This window comes from Natronomonas salinimetallica (assembly GCF_013839515.1).
Classification (GTDB): domain Archaea; phylum Halobacteriota; class Halobacteria; order Halobacteriales; family Haloarculaceae; genus Natronomonas.
In genome coordinates this window covers 47076-66349 of the sequence record NZ_JACDNQ010000018.1, presented here as the reverse complement: position 1 = coordinate 66349, position 19274 = coordinate 47076, and the positions used below count along the sequence as shown (strand labels likewise).

Sequence of the window (19274 nt, the reverse complement as noted above, 5' to 3'; positions counted from 1 at the left end):
GAGGCCCTTTTCGGTCTGAAAGGCGGAGGACTCCTCCTTTTTGAACTCGAAGCGGGCTTCGGTGTCGGTCTCTTGTAGGTGTTCTTCGGAACTCATGGGTTGTAATTACGTTTGTATCGTTATGTGTTCGTGCGTGACCGCTGAGTTAGGCGGTCTCGTAGACTTCCTCGCGGACCCAGTCGTACCCTTTGTCCTCGAGTTTCTCGGCGAGTTCGGCATCGCCGCTCTTGGCGATCTGTCCGTCGAGCATCACGTGGACGTGGTCGGGTTCGACGTAGTCGAGGATTCGCTGGTAGTGCGTGATCTGGAGGATCCCGGTCCCCTGCTCGTCGCGGAGGGCGTTGATCCCGTCGGAGACGTCCTGGAGTCGGTCGATGTCGAGCCCGGAGTCGATCTCGTCGAGCACCGCGATCGACGGTTCGAGGATGGCGGCCTGAAGCACCTCGTTTTGTTTCTTTTCGCCGCCGGAGAAGCCGGCGTTGAGATACCGCTGTGCGAAGGATTCGTCCATGTCGAGGACCTCCATCTTCTCTTGGAGAATCTCCTGGAACTCCGCGACGCCGACTTCGCCCTCGTCGATATTGCCCTCCATCGGGGAGGTGTCGTAGCCTGCCTCTTCGTCTTCGGCCTCCTCCTCGTCTTCTTCACCCTCGAAGAGCTCTTCGCGCTCCTCGAGTTTGGCGTTCAGCGCCGTTCGGAGGAAGTTGACCATCGTGACGCCCTCGATCTCGGCCGGATACTGGAAGCCGAGGAAGATCCCGAGCGCGGCGCGCTCGTTGGGCTCGAGGTCGAGCAGGTTCCACGTGAGTTGATCCTCGTCGATGTCGACGCCCTCGAACTCCCCTTCCTCGATGTGCAACAGAACCTTGCCGTCGGTTACCTCGTAGGCGGGATGCCCGGCGATGACCTTCGCCGTCGTCGACTTCCCGGAGCCGTTCGGACCCATGAGGGCGTGAATCTCTCCGGAGTTGACTTCGAGGTCGACACCGCGAAGGATGGTTTCGCCGCCGTCCTCGGCAACTGACGCGTGCAGGTCTTTGATCTCTAACGTAGCCATGATGTCGTCTACCCTAACGTGGTATCGTGATGCGCATAATAGTTTCGGGTTCAGCGTGATTTGCCTTCTTGATTCGAAAAAATATTTTTCTTTGCTGGAAGCTAACACGACACTCGGGTATCGGTTACATGAAGCTCCCGAGTCCCGTCTGCTCTTGTCCGCTCTCGACCTCGTCCCAGGAGATATCGAGCGCCTCGAGGATCCGAGCGATCGGGCCCTTGAGCGTCTTATCGAGCATCTTCTCGTAATCGACGTTGAACGCGTCGGGTACCTGGTCTTCGAACTCGAAGCAGATGACCGTCTCGCCGCTCTCGGCTTCGCGTTTGAACTCCCCGTACAGTTGGTCGACCGACGGGTCGAGGTCCTTTTCGGCTTCGACCTCCCTGAAGAACGACGGGTGGACCTTTTCGATGTAGAGTCGCTTGGGCTTCGAGCCGCTCGAGAAGTTCGTCCCGAAGAGGAGGTTCGCGTACTTCGCCCCTCGGACCTGGGCGGTGTCCGTCTCGTAGTTGTCGAGTTTCTTTCCGATGCCACCCGGGATCCCGATCTCATCGAGGCTCACCTCGCCCGCCTGTACGCGCTCTATGACGTCGCCGACGTAGGATTTGATCTCCTCGCGCTCGGTACCCGTGACGATCATCTCGAGGACCTCCTTTTGCACCTCCTTCGTGATCGGCGCGATGTCCGAGCGCTTGTACTCGAAGCCCGTGATGTCGATGTCGTCGACGTCCTTTCCCTCGCTCCAGATTATGTGACCGGCGTAGCGCTTTTTCTTGCCCGCCTGGAAGAACCGCCGGTAGAGCTTCTCGAACTCGATCTCAAAGCGGTGTGTGGTGGCGTTCAACCGCTCTGCGAACTCGTCGTAGGCGTCGTTGATGTGGGACTCGATCTCGAAGGACTGCTCTATGGCTTCGTCCTTGTCGACATCGTGTCCGAGATCTAACATGATGGAGTCCGTATCTCCGTATATAACTTCTTTATCAATTTCGTTCGCAGCACCCTCGGTGAACTCGATCACGTCCCGTCCAGTCGCAGTCACTGCAGCGCCCATTTCCTCGTCGTACAGCCGGAATCGGTCCCACCCAAGAACTCCATATAAGGAGTTTGACACGTTATGCATCTTCCCATTTCGACCAGCGATGAGTGTATTATTGTCTTGAACTGTGACACAATACACACCGTTTTCTGCGGTACGCTGTGAGCCGTCGCGGTACATCCTGAACGAATTTTCCCCATCTTCAGTGCAGTAGATCCGCCAGACATCGCTGTCTGTGCTATCGGAATTATATGTGGCTGTCAGTCCGAGGTGTGTACATAATCGTAACACATCGTCTCTGAGTTGCTCGCTTGTGGTACTGTATCTCCAAGAGTTCGTCTGTCCGTCCCCGTCACCCGCGATAAGTATCTCGAGAAACAGCTCTTTTTGTTCCCTCGATCCTTCAAATACCAATTCCGGTATCCGTTTGTTTCCGCTACCACGTCCACACAACTCCTCCAGTAGTGTTCCGATTGGACGACTCGAGAAGCTCACACTCTGTTCGTTAACATAATAGTAGTCGGCTATCGGGTCAACCAGGTCCTCTATATCCGCTCGTTCTTCGGACGGTTCCTGTGCTATTTTCACTCGGTGATTTCCCGTCTTTGCTTCATAGACGTTGCCTTCAGTTATATACCAGGCCAATAGTTCGAGAAAATCGTTCACAGGAACCCGACGTTGTACGTTCGGTACTCCATATTTAGCGGCAACTTTCCCACTTCCGTCCGTAACAGTATACTGGACGTCGGTGTATTCTTCGAGCATTTCGGTAATATCGACGAAGTTGGGGAGGCTATCTTCGTGATCAAACGTCCACCCATGAGGCAGCTCATAATGGCAATAGTCATACAGTTCTCCCGCCTCGACGAAGTCCCACCCGTCCTCAGTAATCCCGTTTTTGTCGTTCTTCCTGACGAGCATCCGGTGGTTCGGGGTCACGCTGAAGTCGATCTTGCTCGTCTCGATGTCGACCAACTCGCCGCGGTAGTCGGGGTACTCGTGGGTCTCGACGACCGGCTTGATCTCCATCTCCATCGTTTCGGGGTCCAGCGAGTACACCTCGTCGCCGACCGATAGCTCCCGGATTCCACGGACGCCGCCCGGCGTCAACACGTCGGTGTCCGGGGTGAAACAGTTCATGATCACCTTGACGGCCGCCTGCTGTCGGTCGTAGGTCTCGTAGGCGTCGGTGCCGGGAGCGTTTTCGTTCCGTAGTGACTTTTTTTGTTCGCGCTCTTCGAGCAGCTCGTCGACCATCTCCCGAATCATCCCGTCGGGCTCCTTCCGAAAGTGCGTCCCGTTGGGCGCGACGTAGGTCTCGCCGCCGTAGGCGTCGGGATCGACTTTTGTCTCGGGAGATGCGTTAACAGTCACCATGCACATCGGATAGAGCGACTGTCCGACCCACTGGAAGCGACCGTTACGCCCCGCGAGGACGACGTGGTTGTCCTTCGCGGTGAGACAGTGAACCCGTCCGTCGTGTTCCTCGACTGACGCGTTCGCCTTCTTCATCGACCCTCGTTTCCCGATCGAGACATACCACGTTCCGTCCGACTGTTTCGAGACGGTCGGCTTCTCGCCGCATCGGACTGCGAGCCGAACGATGTCCTCCTTCAGTCGGTCGCTCTTCGTCCAGAACTTCCGGAGCCCGCTTTCGGTACGGCTTCCGTCGCCGTCGATAAGCGTCTCCAAAAGCACACGCAGATGACTCGAATCAAGCCCGAACACCCACTCGGGGAGGTGTTTTTCGGCGTATCCATCGCCGCAGTGATTTATAAACCAATCGTGCAGGTGACGATTCGAGACGTTGAAACGGTTGGTTTTGGCGTTGTACTGTACGTCCATCCGCTCTAACAGTGCACGGATCGACTCGCGTCCGTCCGCATCCTGTTGGTGCAACACGATTCCGGGTGATTCCCTGATGAAGCTTCCCTCGGTGACGAACCAGCCGACTAGTTCGAGCCAGTCGTCCATGTCGAACGCTGTCGGCATTTCGGCGTGGCCTCGATCGTATTTCAACAAGACCTCGTCGGCTTCGTCTTCGATCGTCGAGCGGTGGTCGAGGTAGACATCTATCGGTATCAGATACTTCCCACACTTGTCTTCCGTCGCTGCTAGCTTCGAAGTCCCGTTCGCCCAATCGAGCTCCGATTCGATACCCTCGGGCATCGCAGCACGGAACGAGGTCAGCCCTTCGTGTGCGTAGACGACGACGTGCCCGTCGTCGAGGTCGTCCACGGGGCTGAATCGTTCGCGAGTCGCTCCTGACATCGGCTCGTGGTTCGGGAACGCAAACCGCTCCGCGTCGGGGATATCCCGGTACGCGTCGAACTCGTACTCCGAGGAATCGAGGCCGTCCCATCCCCGCGTCTTCGAGAGCAGAAACTGGTGGTTTTCCGTCACTTTGAGATCGTGCGTGTTTCCGGCCACGTGGTGTAGCTCCCCGTACCGGTTTTGATACGACTGCGTGTCGATGACCGGCTTTATTTCGCACTCGAACGTCTCCGGGTTCAGCGTGTACACCGGATCGCCGACCTCGACGTCCTCGATGTTTCGCACCCCGTCCGGCGTCGCCACGTCGGTATCGCCGCTGAAGCACTTCAAATCGAGTACACTTACCATCTCTTTGACCCCCGAGATCGGGTCGAAGACGGCCCCGCCCTCGTACTCCTCGCTCTCCTGGTGGCCCTTCGACGGCAGCGCGAACTCGCCGTGGATCTCGTGGAGGACGTACATGTCGACCGCGTCACCGGGGGTCGTCGCGTCCTCCAGTTTGCAGCCGACGAAGGAGGCGACCTCCTCCCAGAAGGGGATGATCTCCTGTTTGCGGTCCAACTCGACGCACAGTTCGACGTCCCGGAGGTTGTACTCGAGCAGCCGTTCGGGGTCGTCGCCCCACAGGTCCCCGATGTCGCCCGGATAGCGCTCCTTGCCGATGCCTAACTCCTCCTCGCCGACGGCATCGAGCCGGTAGGAGTCGAGTTCGGAGAACTGCGTCCGCTGGTAGGCATAGAGGAGATCGAAGACGACCCGTCCTTTGATGTTCGGACCGCCCCACCCGGAGTCCCAGACCTCGTCTATCCGCGAGAGCCGATCCGAATCCAGCCGGTCGTGTCGGCCAGAGAGGCGGTCGATCCGGTCGATGAGATACGGCGCGTCGAAGTCGTCGAAGTTCCAGCCAGTCAGGTAATCGGCGTCGGTCTCCTCGAGGTACTCCAGGTAGTCGACGAGCATCTCCGCCTCCTCGGCGAAGGCTCGAACGCCGACGTCGAGGGCGCTCTCGCCGATGGGATCGTAGCCCGGCACGGCGTCGGGTGCGGCAGCGCCATCCGAGTCCTCGTAGAGCCAGATGACGTACTCGTCGCGATAGGAGTCGTGGGCGGTCAACGAAATGATCGGCTGTTCGCCGTCCTCCGGGAACCCGTGCCGGTCTTCGACCTCGATATCCAGCGTGTGTACGCGGCTTTCGGCCTCCACGTCGACCGGTTCGATTTCGGTGTGGTGGATCTTCAGGCTCCCGTCGTCGAGTCGCCGGGTCGGTACCCGGACGCCGCTGGTGACGTCCTTGTCGATGAGTAATCGGTTCGGAAACAGGATGTCGGCCTCGTAGTGGTCGAACCGGTCGCGTAGCTGCCCCACGTCGCGTGGCGTCTGGCCGAATACTTTGACCAGGGATTCACCCCGAATCGATTCGTAGACGACCAGTTCCGCGTCGGCGTGATCGCCGACGTCGGTGCCCGCCGCCGTCCGGTCGCCGTGGGTTTCGACCCCGGTCAGCCGGTCGTGGTCGAGCCGCGAATCGACGACGTCGGCCTCGGTGAGCGGGGCCTCCGCCTCGGCGGCGAGATCGAGATCCGAGAGCGGGGTATAAAAATACGGACGGAAGCCGTGGACGCGGGCGTGTGCGACGCGATCGGCCTCGTTCTCGTCGTCGGTGGGAACCCGACCGAAGACGTGCAACACGGCGTGCTCGTCGTCGCCACGGCCTTCGATGGTATAGTTTACCTGCGTGACGGCGAATTCGACGTGGCCGTCCGCATCGGGGAACGCCTGCTCTGAGAGTTCGACGACCGTGACCTCGCCGCTGCCGCTGTCGTCGCCCCCGGCGATGGCGGCGGCCTCCGCTTTCGGACGATCGCCGCTTGCGGCTTCCGGACTGGCGAACTCCCCGAGGGTTCCCTGCTCCATGGATTCGTTCCTTGGCTCTCGGCGATAAAAACCCCGGCGTTCCCCGTCGAACGTACGCCGCCCGGTGCCACACGAAAGCGTCCGTGATCACGTCCCCGTGGGTGCGGACCGACCGCGCCGTTGCGCTCGGGCTATATTGACATCGGAACGGTGTACACATCGATCGCACTGCAGCCGTGCGGTCGAGTGTGTCTTGTCTTCCGATCTCTACTATAGTCGCGTGATTTTTGCTCCCGGGGGCCGTCGCTCCGACCGTGAACCCGATCGAAGAGGAGGAGGAGGAAGCGTGGCCGGACGAGCCCGACGAGTTCGAGCCCGACAGTCTCGGCCCCGATCCGCCCGATTCGACACGGACGCTCCGTGAATCACTGGGGGCGACCGAAGACGTCTCCGAGGACCTTTTCCGTGCCTTTTGGGCGTCCGTCCTCCTGTTGAACGTCGCACTGGCGGCCCTCTCGATCGGAGCGATGCTCGTTTACTTCCGCGGCAACTACGCGGGCGGCGGCCCCGCGCTGTTCATCGGAGCCGTCGCCGCGCTGGCGACGGCGCGGTACTACTGGCGGTTCAAGACCGGCCAATACGCCGACGATAGCCCCACGGGAAGCGGGGAAAAAAGCGAAGACCGAACGGGCGAAGCCGGGGACGAGGCCGGCGGAAACGGCCGTTCGGCCGACGGGGGCACTCGATGAGAACCGTAGAGCACCACGGCGACCGCTATCTCCTCGTGAAACGGTCCGGCGATTCGAGTCTCGTGCGGGATCCCGAAACCGGCGACGAGCGCTATCTCCCGAACGACGAGTTGGACGTGACCGGCGACTCGCCGCTAGCCGTCGCCGCGGGAGCCGTTCCCGAGCCACAGCGTCGGATACTCACTGCTGTCCACTCCGAACGGATGCTGGGACTCCTGGTCGAGTTGGAGGACCGCGGGCCGCTTTCGGTCCGTGACATTCTCGGACGGTACGATCTCTGTGAGTCCGATCTCCACGGACGGATCGGGGAGCTTCGGGCGGCGGGGCTCGTCCGCGAGGCCGACACCGGCGGCGAACGGGGCTACGCGACGACTGAACTCGCGGGCCGGGGACTTACCGCACTACGGTAGCGCCTCGGTACCCGCTGAACGCTCGACGCTCGATCGGTTCGTCGTCGGGTCCTTTCGGACCGCGATCAGGTCGTCGGCGGCGCCGACTAGCTCCTCGTCGTGGCTCACGACGACGATCTGGGCAACACCGTGGTCGGTCATCGATTCGATCAACTCGACCAGCTTCGAAACGTGCCCGGAGTCGAGAAACACCGTCGGCTCGTCGAGGATGAGCGGCGGCGTCGGCGCTTGCCCGTCGATCCCCGCGGAGAGCAGCCGGTAGATCGCACATCGGAGCGAGAGGTTGAAAAGCGCCCGCTCACCGCCGGAGAGTTGGTCCGGATCGAGCGGTGTACCGTCCTTTTGATACACCGTCAGTTCGTACGCACCGTCGAGTTCGATCCGTGCGTAGGCGTCGTTCTGATAGACGAGATCGAACGTCTCGTTGAGCATCGTCTCGAGCCGAGCGACGTTCCGTTGCCGGAGTTCCGCCCGGAGGTCGACGTACATCTCTTGGAGGTCGAACGCCTCCTCGTACAGCGACTCCAATCGGTCGACCGTCTCGCGCAGCGTCCCGCGACGCGCACGCAGCCGGTCGAGTTCGTCCAGTTCGTTCTCGATGGCCCCGATGGCGTTCTGGAGCTCATCGCGTCTCTCGCGTCGCTGTTCGAGATACGCCTCGACGTCTTCGAGGTACTTTCGTGCCTTCCGCTCGTCGGCGTTGGCCTCTTTCAGCGCTTTCTCATCGAACGTCGCCTCGAGTTCGCGCCTCCGTTCGCGTTTGTCCTCGAGCCGTTCGCGCCGGAGGTCGTTTTGATCGGCCTTGTTCGATCGACGCTCCCGGAGTCGCTCGACGTCGCGTTCGTTCTCCTCGGCGTCGTCCAACAGCGTCTCGATCCGCTCGAGCCGACGACGGCGCTCGTCGATACGGGCCTTCTTTCCGTTCAGCTCGCCGATAGCGTTTCGGGCCGTTTCGGCGTCTTCCTCGGCGCTCTCGGCATCCTTCGCCGCCGCTTCGGCGTCCGCCCGAGCCGCTTCGGCCTCCTCGCGGAGTGTTTCCGCCCGATCGGCTTTCGCCTCGATCGCCTCCGTCTTTTCGTCGAGGAGCGATTCGAGGTTCGCACGGCGGTCCTCGAGGCGTTCGAGCTTCGCGGCCGCGTCGACGAAGGTCTCGGCGCGTTCGTGTTTCGATTGCAGTTGCTCGACGCGGGCCGTTGCCGTCTCGAGCTCCGATCGGAGCGTTTCGACGCGCGCTCTGTCCTCGTCGATCCCCTCGACGTGTGGCGACCCGTCGACAGGCTGTCCACACTCCGGACACTTTCCCTCCTCCAGGAGTGTCTCCGCTTCCGCGACGGTCTCGCGGGCGTTCTTCAGATCCGCACGCAGTTCGGCGACCGTCTCCCGCGCCGTGGTCAACTCGTCTGCGACCGACTGGCGGTGGGCATCGACTGCCTCGGGGTCCACCGGGGCCTCCGCGAGCGTCTCCCGGGTCGCCTCCGACTCGTCGGCCAGCGCCTCGAGTTGCGTGCGCCGTTCGTCCAGTCGGGTACGGTCGTCCTCGATCTCGGCGTCGAGTTCGGTAGCCCGCTCGTGGGCATCGGCGGCCGCCTCACGGAGTTCCGCGGCCCGCTCGCGTTTCGTCTCGGCCGCCGCCGCGTGTTCCTGTGCGTCGAGTCGCCGCTCTTCGATCCCGTCGCGCACCTCCTCGGCCTTCTCGTCCAGCGCTTCGAGTCGTTCCTCGACGGTGTCCCGATCGGCCGACCCGAGATCGGTCTCCGCGAGCGTCTCGTCGATCCGATCGCGTACTGTTTCCGTGTTTTCTCGAAGGTCGCGGATCCGATCGCCGAGCGTTTCGCGTTCGCGTTCCGTCTCGGAGATGCTCGATGTGAGATCCTCGATCTCGTCCGCGAGGTCGGAGATCTCCTCGCGTTTCTCTTCGTACTCCTCGATGACGCTTCGCGCCGACTGGAGCGTCTCGCGGGCCTCCTCGCGGGCCGTCTCTTTTTTTTCGATGTCGGCGTTGACGTCGGCGAGATCGTCCTCCATCGCGTTGAGCCGGCCGTGGAGGTCTTTCGTCTCCTTCTCGTCGATCTGTTCGTCGATCTGCGAGAGAGCGCCCCGCTTGTCGTCCAGGACGTGTTTGACGCCGAGACGGGCCTTGCTCGCCCGCTCGCGGTAGGCTTCGAGTTTCCCCAACTGCAGGAGGTCGTCTATCATGTCCTGGCGCTCCTCCGGGGAGGCGTTGATGAGCTTGTTTACCTCCCCTTGGCGCACGTACGCGCAGTTGACGAACGCCGAGGCGTCCATCCGGAGCAGCCGCTCGATGCATGCCTCGACGTCGGTCACCTGTTCTACGGTTCCGTCCGGCGTGTCCATCACACAGGTGGTCGTCTGAGCGGTCTCCCCGCGTATCTTGACTTCCCGCTCGACGTGGTAGTCCGCCCCGTTGTGGCTAAACCAGAGTTCGACAGTCATCGCCTCCGCATCGTTCGAGATGGCGTCGTCCAGCGTTCCGTCGATCGCGTCCGACCCGTAGAGCGCGAAGAAACATGCCTCGAGGAGCGACGACTTACCGCTACCGTTGACGCCGTGGATGACCGTAACGCCCGACCGGAGGGTCAACTCGCTGTCGGCATAGCACTTGAAGTTCCGGAGACGGACGCGCTCGAACTTCACAGATACTCCTCCATGGACGCTTGCCCGTCGCCGTCGGTCGCGGCTTCGGATCCGGCGGGGTCCGTCGTTCCGGACTCGGGACCGTCCGCCGCCTCCGAGTCCGTAGTGGGGCCGAAGACGTCGGGCCGCTCGAGAAACTCGCCGACGCGGCGTTCGACCTCGTCGGTCACGTTCGAATCCGCGACCGCACTCGCCCGGATCGTCTCATCGAGGTCGCGAGCCGCCTCGCTGAGACCGAGGTCGCGGACGCGTTCCTCCACGGCCTCGTCGGGGTCGCCGAACGAGACGTCGAGGTCTCCCCCGTCGTCGTCGATCTCCCGGCGGTCTTTCACCCGTGCGACCAACGCCCCTTCCTCCGTCGCAAACGACTCGATCCGGGCCGGCGAGACGGACGCCCCGTCGCCGTCGAGCGTGACGTGGACGACCGCGCCGTCGAGGTCGTACTCGCGGAGCCGATCGCGGACGCGTTCGACCCCCTCGTGTTCGCCGAGATCGAGGTCGACGAAGACGAACGGCCGCGTCTCGATCCCCCGGCGGGAGATCCGGACGTCGCCGTCGAACTCGACGAGGTTGTAGCCGCGGTCCTCGCGCTCGCTCGCGCTCGCTCGCTCGGTCGATCCGGGATAGGTCGCCCACGTGTCTCCGACCTCCCGTGTTGTCGGGGCGTGCTCGTCGCCCAACAGCACGGCGTCGAACCCGATAGAGGCGGACGCCAACACCGATTCGAGGTCCCACTCGACGTTGCCGTAATCGGGGACGAGTGGCTCGAAACGGCCGTGTGAGACGAGCGCCGCGTGGTCGGCGTCGTGTGGGGTAAATTCGTACTCGAGATCGTCGCGCTGGGCGCTGGGGACGAAATCGAGTCCGTAAAAGGCGGTGTCTCCGATCACGGTCGGATCGTCATCGAGTCGCCTCGCGAGTCCCATCGCCTCGAAGAGGTCGAGCCACTGTGCGGACCGTTTCGCTTCGTGGTTCCCGACGACGGCGAGAAACGGGATTCCGGCGTCCGAGAGCGTTTCGAGTACATCTCGCGTCCCGAGGAGGTCGGAAAGTCCGGGTCTGCGGTCGTGAAAGAGATCGCCGGCATGGATGACCGCGTCGACATCGTCGTCGACCGCATCGGTAATCACCCGACGGAACGCCTCGAGGAAGTCACTCCGCCGCTTCGGGCTGTGATACTGCCGGTACCCGAGGTGGGTGTCCGCGGTGTGAAGCACCCGTGTCATTGGGAGAACCGTTCGCCGTCGCGTCTTAAATCGGTTCCGTGACCGCGGTGAAAGTGATCGCCGTCCGGGTGGGGCTCACCGGCCGCCGCGCGTCGGAACCGGCGGAACGCCCCGAGGGCGTCCCGCCCCCGCGTTTCGAGGTCCGGATCGTCGGTCACGGCGATTGCCGTCTCGAGGCGGTCGAGCCCGACCGATTCGACGAACCGGGACGCGGCGTCGATACTCCCGGTCGCTTCGGACGCTCTCCCGATCACGGTCGCCTCGCTCGGTCCGGCGAGGCGTCTCAGTGACGCCTTCACCCGTTCCGGTTCCGGGGTCGGTTCGGCCACCACAACGACGGATGCCACCCTCATGATATAAAAATCCGTGCCGTTGGGGCAGCGTAACGTCGATCCGATTCGGTGGACGGGCACCCCTGGTCCGGACAGTCACTCCTGGCTTGGACGGGCACCCCTGGTCCGGACAGTCACTCCTGGCCGATACTGAGTGCGTACACGCGCTTTCGGGCGTCGGTGAACGAAAAGCGTGACTCGACTACGTCGACTTCCTCGAGCCGGGTGATCGCGTATCGGACCGTTCGGGACGGCAGCATCGTTTCGGCTGCCAGTTGGCTCTGTGTAAGCCGATCGTTGTACTCGAGTACCTTTGCGACCAGTTTGGCGCTCGGCGGAAGGTCAGTAACGGCGTCCCAGCCGGGGGCAGGGGACTCCCCATCGAGTTCGGTTGCGCTCATCGTACCTGACATACCTCATGACAGGTAATAATAGTTGCTATACAGTACGATTACCCCAGATCATAAAACCTGCTGCCGATGCGACGTACCGGGGAAGCCGACATCCCGTGGGGCGACGCTCGAAGGCCCGATAGATCGAAACGAAGCCGGCGCTGTACCGCATGATCGGCTCGGCTCGAAGCCGCACAACGCGTGGTATGACCCGAAACCTCTTATGAGTACAGGCGCTACAAACCCGGTAATGACCGATACTGTTGACGACGTCGACCTTCCGTACGAGGACGGCGCGTCACAGCAGCAAAAACTGGAGACGCTCGAGGAGCGTCTGGAGATTCTCGAACAGCAGAACGACGAGATGCGGGACAAACTCCTCGACGCCAACGCGGAGAACAACAAATACCAACAGAAGCTCGAGCGGCTGACCCACGAGAACAAAAAGCTCAAGCAGTCGCCGCTTTTCGTCGCTACGGTCCAAGAGCTCACCGACGAGGGCGTCATTATCAAACAACACGGGAACAACCAGGAGGCGCTCACCGAGGTCACCGACGAGATGCGCGAGGAGCTCTCACCCGACGCCCGTGTCGCGGTGAACAACTCCCTCTCGATCGTCAAACAGCTCGACAGCGAGACTGACGTCCGTGCACGGGTGATGCAGGTCGACCAATCGCCAGAGGTCTCCTACGGGGACATCGGTGGCATCGACGAGCAGATGGAGGAGGTCCGAGAGACCGTCGAGATGCCGATCGAGAGCCCGGAGATGTTCGACGAAGTCGGTATCGATCCGCCCTCGGGCGTGCTGTTACACGGTCCGCCCGGAACGGGCAAAACGATGCTCGCGAAGGCCGTCGCCAACCAGACGAACGCGACGTTCATCAAGATGGCCGGCTCCGAACTCGTTCATAAGTTCATCGGCGAGGGCGCGAAACTCGTCCGGGATCTGTTCGAACTCGCCCGCCAGCAGGAACCCGCCGTCGTCTTCATCGACGAGATCGACGCCATCGCGGCCAAGCGGACCGAGTCGAAGACCTCCGGCGACGCCGAAGTCCAGCGGACGATGATGCAGTTGCTCGCGGAGATGGACGGCTTCGAGGACCGCGGACAGATCTCGATCATCGCGGCGACGAACCGCTTTGACATGCTCGACCGCGCCATCCTCCGTCCAGGGCGCTTCGACCGACTCATCGAGGTCCCAAAGCCCGACTTCGAGGGCAGGGAGATGATCTTCGAGATCCATACCCGCGGAATGAACGTCGACGACGACGTCGACTTCGCGGAGCTTGCAGACCTCGCAGCCGGCGCTTCCGGTGCCGACATCAAGGCGATCTGTACGGAAGCCGGCATGTACGCGATCCGCGACGACCGAGTCGAGGTCACCACCGAGGACTTCGAAGGGGCCTGGCGGAAGATCAAACAGACCGAAGAGGACGCCGACGAAGTCTCGAAGACGTTCGCCTGACGCTGTCGGATCGACCGCTACCGAAATTCCCCGTATCACGGGGGCGGGGACGCGTCACGGAATGACGTGAACCGGGGTATACTAATACGTCCGGCCGAAACGTTGCCTCCGAGTAGATGGGACGCTCTCTGGCCGAACTCGGACGGTGGATTGCCCCCTCCCGTGTGACGTCTGCGTGGTCACAACTGGCGCTGTGGCAGCGGCGAGCCCTCAACACGATCCTCGCTGTTACTGCCTTGCTCCTCGCTTCGTCCGTCCTCTATCACTACGTGATGATCACCTTCGAGGGGCGGTCACCGACGTACAGCCACTCCCTGCAGGTGGTGATCGAGACGTACACGGGAACCGGATACGGATCGGACGCCCCCTGGGAGTCCTCCATCGCGAACACGTTCGTCTCGATTATGGACCTCTCGACGTTTCTGGTGCTTTTCATCGTCGTTCCGTACGTGTTCCGTCCCGTCCTCGAGAGCGCGCTGTCGCCGGTGGTCCCCACCTCGATCGACAGATCGGATCACGTGATCGTCTGTGGCATCGCCCAACAGGGAACGCGGCTCATCGAGGAGTTCGAATCCCAGGACGTAGACTACGTCGTCGTCGCGGAGACCGAAGACGAGACCATCGACCTGATGGAGGCGGACGTCCCCGTCATCTACGGCGATCCGACGTCGGCCGAGACACATCGGCAGGCGTGCATCGACGACGCGCGGGCGGTCGTCATCGATACGGAGGACAGCCAGTCGGTGAGCGCGCTCCTCGCCATCAGAGCGATCGATGAGACCGTTCGGACCGTCGTGTTGGTCGACAACTTAGAACGCGAACGCCACTTGCGATACGCCGGTGCCGATCGGGTCCTGACGCCGCGTCACCTACTCGGCCGGCGGATCGCCGAACGCATCTCCACGGAGATCACACCGACGCGCAGCGATAGCGTCCGCCTGGGTGAGGACCTCTCGATCGTCGAATTGACCGTCTTCGAGGAGAGTCCGATCCACGGCGAATCGCTCGGGGAAATCGAGGCGACGGCCGGGCAGACAGTCACCGTCATCGGACTGTGGAAGGACGGGCGGTTCCTCGAATCGCCCCCCGGGGAGACGACCGTGGACGAGGATACGGTGTTGCTCGCCGCCGGGCGGGAACAGGAGGTACGACGGCTGGAGACGGAGACGTACCGGGGGCGCGAGATCGAACCCACCGTGGTGATCGCCGGCGACGGCGTCGTCGGTTCGACGGTGAGACAAGGCCTCGAACGGTCGACGGCCGACTGTCTCGTCGTCGACATCGAGGCCGGCGAGAACGTGACCGTCGTGGGGGACGTAACCGAAGAGGGGACGCTAGAGCGGGTGTCCATCGACGAGTCGACCGTGTTCGTCGTGACGATAAGTGACGACGACGAGGCGATCCTCTCGACGCTTCTGGCCAACGAACTCGCGGCGGATACGGATATCATCGTCCGGTTGAACCACGATACGAACGAGATGAAAGCCCGACGCGCCGGGGCCGATTACGTCCTTAGCCTCCCGGAGATGAGCGGACGGGTGCTCGCACAGGAGGTACTACACGAGGACGTCCTCTCGTATAGCCGACAGCTCAAGGCGATCCGGATAGACGCCGAACCGTTCGCGGGACGGGCGCTTGGGGAGACGGACCTGGGGGAGTCGGACTGTGCCGTCGTCGCGGTCGAACGCGGGGGAGCGCTCATCACCGACGTCGCGTCGAACTTCGGGATCCGGGACGGTGACCGTATCCTCGTCGTAGGAAGTGACGAGGACATCGACGCGCTTACTAGCTGAGCGAGTGCCGGCGTCGAGCCGTTCGGTTTCGTTGGTCCTCGCGTGTTGGATCGGTTGTGCCGTATCCTGTACGGGCTCGAGTATCGACGCGGACACCGAGGCCACCGTTTCACAGCGGTCGGTCGCGCTCCAGCGACTGTTTCAATCCGCCTTCGGAAGTTCGATAATAAAGACGGACCCCCTCGGATCGTTGTCCTCGACCCGTATCTCGCCCCCGAACTGGTCGGTCAAGGTGTGGACCAGATACAGGCCGATTCCGGAACCGGAACTCTCCAGGCCGATCTCGCCCTTCCCGAAGATCCGCTCTTTTTGCTCGTCCGGAATCCCCGGCCCGTTGTCGGCAATCCGAACTTCGACATCGTCGTCTCGGACCTCACAGGAAACCTCGACGACAGGCGTATCCCTGTCGTTGTGTTGGACGGCGTTGTTCAGGAGATTCCGAAACACCGACGTGAGCATGCTGTCGGCGGTCACCGCCACGTCCGGGAGGGAGCCCTCGACAACGAACGCCGCCTCCGGGAAGGATTCCTCGCGAAGCGACAGCTCAGCCTCGAGAACCGGGCGAAGTGGCGTCGGCTCCACGGTGGGCTCTTCGTCCGATACGGCCACCTCGACGTAGTCGCGTGCCGCCTCGGTCAGTTCGACGATATGTTCGCCGCTAGTGAGGATCTGTTGTACGTACGCTCTCCCTTCGGCGTCGACGTGTTCGTCGAGCATCTCTACCCAGCCGAGCACGACTGCCATGTCGTTGCGAATGTCGTGGCGGACGACCCGGTTCAGCAGTTCGAGCTCTCGTTCGCGGCGTTTTTGTTCCGTAATATCCGTACAGATACCGACGACCTCGGACACCTCGCCGTCGTCGTCCCGAAGGAGGACTTGCCGCGTGAGCACCCACCGAACCGATCCATCCGGCTGCACGACGCGGCCCTCGTACGCTTCGTCACGGAGCCCCTGGGCGGATGCTTCGATGTTCGCCCGTACACGGTCGCGGTCCTCGGGGTGGATGGCGTCGATCAGCCGGGAGATATCACCTTTGACCTCTTCGGGGGGGAACCCCCAGATGTCCTCGAAGCCGGCACTGATATAGTCGAACTTACCGGGCTCTGTGGCTGTCCACAGCGCAACATCATCAAGTTGGTCGAACAAAGCCCGGAAATCGCGCCGTTGCCCGAGCGAACTGTTACTCATATCGGGGTATCCGCCTTGACCGCCGATAAATACCGGTCCCCACTCCCACGCACGGGCCCCAAACGCCGCAGTGATTCTGATTTGGACAGGAATACCTCTCCGGATCCGATCAGACCGCGAAAGGGTGTCGAACCCTTCTTGAAGAGTGCCCGGGGAGGGCTCCGAACCCTCGATCTCCGCATGTCCCAGGAACGAGACGCAGGCAACGTCTCAGGACATGACGGCTACCGCCTCGTACCCTATGAGTGCGGCGCTATGTCCAGCTAAGCCACCCGGGCTCGTTTCCAGATTACTCGCTGTCGCCCTTCAAGGTTCCTATCTCCCTCGGTCGATTCGAGGTGTCACCGCCCCGCACGATCACCCCATTTTATGCCGCGGTGCGGGTACACCACAGGTATGAGCGAACTCCCAGCGCTACTCTCGGACGCTGTCGGTGAGGGGACGGTCATCGACACCGTCGACGTCGGCGGTGGCGATGCGATCGCCGTGACGACCGAAGCGACCTATCTCTACCGTTCGGAGGGGCTGTTGAGAGACGAGTCCGTCGAAACGTTCGATCACGCGGTCGATCGGCTCTCGGTCCGGACGAAACGCCGAAAGAGCTCGATCGAACTCGAGACGATGGACAGCGAGGCGGCGTTCACCGTCCCGTCGGACATCGTCGATACCGTCGTCGAAGCGATGATGGAAGGCGTCCTCCTGACGACCGGCGTCGTCGCCCCTGACGAGGAGCTGTTGGCGCTGTTTCGGTTCAGCGAACTCACGGTCGTCGTCACCGATCGGCGTCTCTTCGAACACGTCGGCAGCGCGGTCTGGGGCGGGGAGTTCGAGACCGTCGACTACGCGGACCTGGTCGGTCTCGATTTCGAGCGCGGCAGCGTCGCGACGCAGGTCGTTCTCGAGACCGGCGACCGACGGCGTCGGGTCAAGGTGCCGAACGAGCACGCCGGGACGGTCCGCCGGAGGATCCAAACAGCCATCCTCGAGTTTCACGACGTCGCGTCGATCGAAGCGTTCCGGGCCGAACACGCCGACGCAGACGAGGACGGCGACCAAGCCGCCTCCCGGACGAAGGGCGACCGCGACGGACGATCCGGGGCGGACAGCTCCGATACCGAACGCGACCCGACCGGCGGAGACGACGCCGCTGCCGGCTGGTCACCCCCGGCGGACCGCGATCCGGCCGGATCGGTGTACCAGCAGGGAACGGGGGGCTCCCAAACGCCGGCTGCCTCCGGATCGGACGGCGACGCCGAGGGGGCCGGACGGACGGACGAACCGGCAGCCGCTCTGAGCGAGGATATCGGGACGCTCGAGGAGCGCGTCGACGCCCTCTCCGAGCGAATCGAACGACAGACCGAACGCATCGAATCCCAACAGGAACTCCTCGAGCAACTCGTCGACGAACTCCGGCGCGGCCGGTGATCGGGGCGCGAAAGCGCTCACTCCCGACCCGTCACCTTTCGGATACACGAAGAGCCGAACGGGCCGTGCTCACCGGCATCGAGCTTCATGAAATAGCCCGTCGAGATCGACGTACCACAGCGGCGACACTCGAAGTCGCCCTCCCGGGAGACGACCTCGCTTTCGAAGCTGAGAAACCGGCCCGAAACGGGTTTTACCGTGTCTCCATCGCGGCGTACGTGTCCGCGGCGTTCGGCCTCCTCTAGGATCGCCCGCGTCGTCTCCGGGTGGGTACTGATGGTCTCGATCCGATCTATGACCGCCGGGAGCGACAGCTCCGCGTGTTCGAGGCGGGCGAGCAGCTGTACGCCGAGTTCGACGGGATCGTCCTCTCGCGCCACACGGGCGTTAGGCGGGGGTCGCCGATAGAGGCACGGATCCGGGCCGGTAACCACAAGAGGTTTGTCGCCGCGGACGATTCCTTCGGCCGTGCATCGTGCGACCGTCCGTCAGCTGTTCGGTGTCGGCGTCCTCGCCACGATCGCGGCGGTGGCCGCGCTCTCGACGTCCCCGGATGCGATCCTCGGCACCTTCGACGTCCTCGCCGACCGCCCGGTGTTGCTCGCGGTCGCACTCGTCTTCACGTACCTCCTCAGACCGCTTCTCGCGTGGCCGATCAGCGCGCTGTCGATCCTCCTGGGGTATCTGTTCGGCCCGATGGCGATCCCGCTCGCGCTCGCAGGTGCCGTCGTCACGGCGCTGCCGGCGTATCTACTCGCGCGTGCGCTCGGCCACGACGCCGGGGTGCTGTCCCGGATCGGCGAGGCCGGGGCGGCCCTCAGACGGACGACCGGCACGCTTCGGGGGGTGATCGCCGTCAGGCTCGCGCCGCTTCCGACCGATCCGGTCTCCTACGCCGCCGGACTCGCCGGCGTCCCCCTCCGCCCGTACGTGCTCGGGACCGCACTGGGCGAGACACCCTGGGTCGGGACGGCCGTCCTGTTCGGCGCTTCGATGGGACAGCTCACGACCGACGGGCTCTCGGCGAGCCCGCTTTTGATCGGGACGACACTCGCGCTTGCGCTCCTGTTGGCGCTGTCGCGGCCGGCCTACCGGCGGTTCTCGAACGGCGTCAGCGCGGCGTGAACGGCGGGGATTCTCGCAGACGTATCGTACGCGATCCGTCCCCGTGGGGCGAGAGGCCCCGTGATCTTATCGCCGGCAGTATCAGAAGACGAACGGGTCACTACAGTCGACGACGACCCCGTGCTGCGGACAGACGTACTTGCAGTGTCGTTTGTACATCTGTGTCCCACACATCGGGCAGGGTCGGCCGCCCGACTTCTCGTCCATACGGACCGGGAGGGCGAGACGAACAAAAAGCCACCGGGGCGTACGGGCTCGGTTCCCGCGCGGTCGGATACCGATCCGTCACCGCC

The 19274-nt window shown here is 62.9% G+C and carries 15 protein-coding genes and 1 tRNA gene; 6 read left to right on the top strand and 10 right to left on the bottom strand.

The annotated features are described in order from the left end of the window. Positions 1-145: 145 nt before the first annotated feature. Positions 146-1057, bottom strand: a complete 912-nt coding sequence (locus HZR14_RS13050; RefSeq protein ID WP_181693316.1) for an ABC transporter ATP-binding protein — start codon at positions 1055-1057, stop codon at positions 146-148. 124 nt (positions 1058-1181) lie between these two features. After that, positions 1182-6281 (bottom strand): DNA polymerase domain-containing protein, encoded by a 5100-nt coding sequence (locus tag HZR14_RS13045; RefSeq protein ID WP_181693315.1) that lies wholly within the window; start codon positions 6279-6281, stop codon positions 1182-1184. A 254-nt stretch (positions 6282-6535) separates the two neighbouring features. On the opposite strand from HZR14_RS13045, the gene HZR14_RS13040 reads away from it, so the two are divergent. Next, the gene (locus HZR14_RS13040) at positions 6536-6970 is read left to right on the top strand and encodes a DUF7322 domain-containing protein (RefSeq protein WP_181693314.1); all 435 of its coding nucleotides are present in this window, start codon (positions 6536-6538) and stop codon (positions 6968-6970) included. Further along, positions 6967-7380, top strand: a complete 414-nt coding sequence (locus HZR14_RS13035; protein WP_181693313.1) for a DUF7346 family protein — start codon at positions 6967-6969, stop codon at positions 7378-7380. The genes HZR14_RS13040 and HZR14_RS13035 overlap by 4 nt, the downstream gene beginning before the upstream one ends. On the opposite strand, the gene rad50 is transcribed toward HZR14_RS13035, so the two are convergent. From rad50 to HZR14_RS13015, 4 genes are all read right to left on the bottom strand, one after another. Continuing rightward, positions 7372-10035, bottom strand: a complete 2664-nt coding sequence (gene rad50 / locus HZR14_RS13030) for a DNA double-strand break repair ATPase Rad50 (RefSeq protein ID WP_181693312.1) — start codon at positions 10033-10035, stop codon at positions 7372-7374. The two genes, HZR14_RS13035 and rad50, sit on opposite strands and share 9 nt — an antisense overlap. Next, complete coding sequence (gene mre11, locus HZR14_RS13025) at positions 10032-11261, bottom strand: DNA double-strand break repair protein Mre11 (RefSeq protein ID WP_181693311.1); 1230 nt, start codon at positions 11259-11261, stop codon at positions 10032-10034. The genes rad50 and mre11 overlap by 4 nt, the downstream gene beginning before the upstream one ends. Beyond that, a complete protein-coding gene (locus HZR14_RS13020; protein ID WP_181693310.1) occupies positions 11258-11590 on the bottom strand; it encodes a DUF7966 family protein in 333 nt (110 codons plus the stop codon). The genes mre11 and HZR14_RS13020 overlap by 4 nt, the downstream gene beginning before the upstream one ends. 137 nt (positions 11591-11727) lie before the next feature. Next, complete coding sequence (locus tag HZR14_RS13015) at positions 11728-11994, bottom strand: MarR family transcriptional regulator (RefSeq protein WP_181693309.1); 267 nt, start codon at positions 11992-11994, stop codon at positions 11728-11730. A gap of 241 nt (positions 11995-12235) precedes the next feature. Here HZR14_RS13015 and pan1 point away from each other — a divergent pair, with 241 nt between their 5' ends. Continuing rightward, on the top strand, positions 12236-13450 hold the full coding sequence (gene pan1, locus HZR14_RS13010; protein ID WP_181693308.1) for a proteasome-activating nucleotidase Pan1: 1215 nt from the start codon (positions 12236-12238) through the stop codon (positions 13448-13450). A 116-nt stretch (positions 13451-13566) separates the two neighbouring features. Further along, positions 13567-15243, top strand: coding sequence for a potassium channel family protein (locus HZR14_RS13005; RefSeq protein ID WP_255479271.1), 1677 nt, complete (start codon positions 13567-13569; stop codon positions 15241-15243). 141 nt (positions 15244-15384) lie between these two features. Here HZR14_RS13005 and HZR14_RS13000 read toward each other — a convergent pair whose 3' ends face one another. Both HZR14_RS13000 and HZR14_RS12995 read right to left on the bottom strand, forming a co-directional pair. Next, positions 15385-16431: a PAS domain-containing sensor histidine kinase gene (locus HZR14_RS13000; RefSeq protein ID WP_181693307.1), complete on the bottom strand. Its 1047-nt coding sequence runs from the start codon at positions 16429-16431 to the stop codon at positions 15385-15387. 146 nt (positions 16432-16577) lie between these two features. Continuing rightward, a tRNA-Met gene (locus HZR14_RS12995) sits at positions 16578-16709 on the bottom strand. 118 nt (positions 16710-16827) lie between these two features. On the opposite strand from HZR14_RS12995, the gene HZR14_RS12990 reads away from it, so the two are divergent. After that, on the top strand, positions 16828-17856 hold the full coding sequence (locus HZR14_RS12990) for a DUF7115 domain-containing protein (RefSeq protein WP_181693306.1): 1029 nt from the start codon (positions 16828-16830) through the stop codon (positions 17854-17856). A gap of 17 nt (positions 17857-17873) precedes the next feature. Here HZR14_RS12990 and HZR14_RS12985 read toward each other — a convergent pair whose 3' ends face one another. Then, complete coding sequence (locus HZR14_RS12985; RefSeq protein WP_181693305.1) at positions 17874-18236, bottom strand: DUF5830 family protein; 363 nt, start codon at positions 18234-18236, stop codon at positions 17874-17876. 88 nt (positions 18237-18324) lie between these two features. Here HZR14_RS12985 and HZR14_RS12980 point away from each other — a divergent pair, with 88 nt between their 5' ends. Next, entirely contained in the window at positions 18325-18981 is a 657-nt protein-coding gene (locus tag HZR14_RS12980; protein WP_181693304.1) for a TVP38/TMEM64 family protein, read from the top strand. Positions 18982-19062: 81 nt separating this feature from the next. Here the strand turns inward: HZR14_RS12980 and HZR14_RS14510 are convergent, their stop codons facing one another. Beyond that, on the bottom strand, positions 19063-19188 hold the full coding sequence (locus tag HZR14_RS14510) for an HVO_2523 family zinc finger protein (protein WP_255479270.1): 126 nt from the start codon (positions 19186-19188) through the stop codon (positions 19063-19065). Positions 19189-19274 lie beyond the last annotated feature (86 nt).